Source organism: Rhodopseudomonas sp. B29 (assembly GCF_000333455.1).
GTDB lineage: Bacteria > Pseudomonadota > Alphaproteobacteria > Rhizobiales > Xanthobacteraceae > Rhodopseudomonas.
Genome location: NZ_BADD01000670.1, coordinates 1 through 1,832 on the forward strand (window position 1 = coordinate 1; position 1,832 = coordinate 1,832).

Annotated in this window: 1 protein-coding gene; it reads left to right on the forward strand. The window is 70.1% G+C overall.

The features are described 5' to 3' along the window. A partial coding sequence (locus I5M_RS24140; protein WP_022723742.1) for a pyridoxamine 5'-phosphate oxidase family protein occupies window positions 1-453 on the forward strand: 453 nt, incomplete at its 5' end. Window positions 454-1,832: the final 1,379 nt, after the last annotated feature.

The window sequence follows — 1,832 nt, forward strand, 5'->3', positions numbered from 1 at the left end:
GCCTGGGACCTGATGAAGAAGATTATCCCCTTCATGCTGGCGACGCGCGATGGCGAGAAAATCCGCTCGCGTCCGATGGCTGCTTACGTGCGCCCGGAAGAAGGCACGATCTATTTCCTCACCGATGCGCGCCGCCACAAGGACGAAGAGATCGAACGCGATCATCACGTCAACCTAGGTTTCGCCGACGCCGGCGCGCAGAAGTACGTGTCGGTGTCCGGCACCGCGCGGGTCAGCAACGATCGCGGCAAGATCCGCGAGTTGTTCGGCACAGAAGCAAAAGCGTGGTGGGACAACCCGGACGATCCCAACATCCGCGTGCTGAAAGTGACGCCCGATGAGGCCGAGTACTGGGACTCGCCCGGCACCATTGTCAGCTACGTCAAGATGGTGGTGGCGGCTGCGACGGGCGGCCGGCCTGACATCGGCGAGAACCGCATGGTCGCGATTTGATGATCAGGCGCGCCGGCCCCGAGCCGCAGGACGTACCGAGCGAGCCGGGACCGGCGATGCCGCCTCCGGAAGTGCCGCCATCGACTCCTGGCAACCCGACCGAACCTCCAGCCGAGGAACCGCCGGGTAATCCAATGCCGGATATTCCACCGCCGGTCGAAGAACCGGATGCACCAGGGAGACCTCAAGAACTGCCGGGCCAACTACCCGATGATGTACCAGCCCCGCAGCCGCCCGGACCGGGTGGCCCACCTCAGCCGGTCATGAACTGACCGTTCGACGATCAGGTCGTGAACCGCTGCTGAATGCTGCGAAAAAGTTCGCCGGAAACGAAGAAATATATCGTTGCCGTGTGGCGACACTCGCCACAATCCGGCCCTACGCATCATCGTTGATCGGAACCGGCCGATGGAACACGCGTTTGTCGGCACCCTTGTTTAGCCGGGACGATCAGGATGAAAAGAATTCAAGTCGCGCTGCTTGCTACCACAGCGATCGGTGCATGGTACTTCGCTGCATTGCCTGTTCAGGCGGAGCCTGCGCAGGCTGGCCTCTCGACAGCCGCTCCGTTGATGCTGGCCCAGGCCGAGCCGAAGGGCGAAGCCGAGAAGAAAGGCGAAGCTGAACGAAAGGGTGAACCGAAGGGACCGCCGCGCCCTCCGGGTCCCCCGGCTGGTGGGCCGCCGCACGCCGCGCCGCCGCCGCCCCCGGCCCCGCACGCTGCTCCGCCCGCACCGCCTCCTCAGCCGAAGCCCCCCGCCGCAGCTCCAGCTCAGCCACCGGCGGCCGCGCCGCATCGTCCCGAGCCGCCAGCGGCTGCACCGCCGCCTCGTGCTGAGCCGCCGGCGGCTGCGCCCCAGCGTCGGCCCGAACCCCCGGCGGTCGCTCCGCGCGCTGAACCCCCGGCTGCCGCTCCGAAGCCTGCAGAACCGCCTGCGGCCGCGCCGCAGCGGCGCGAAGCTCCCGCGGCTGCTCCGCAGCGACAGGAGCCGCCGCCCGCCGCCGCGCCGCGCCGCGAAGGGCCGCCCGGTGGTCCGCAGCATTCGGCGCCGCCCGCTCCGCCGCCCCCTGCCGCAGCTGCTCCGGCGCAGCGCCCGGCGGCCCAGACGGCGCCTGCCGGGACCATGGGACCGAAGGATGCCGCACCTCCCAAGCCGACGCCTCCCGCCGCGGCAGCGCCTGCGGCTGCTCCTCCGGCACCAGGCCAGCCGCCGGCCGGCACCATGGGTCCGCAAGGTGGCAACGCGGCTCGCAGCGGCGCGCCGATGACTCCGCCTCCGGCTCCGCCGCCGCCGAAGGTGGCTGCGCCGATACCGGCTGCTCCGCCGCCCGCCCAGGTCGCGCCGATCGCTCCTGGCGCAACGCCGCCCGGCCCGCGC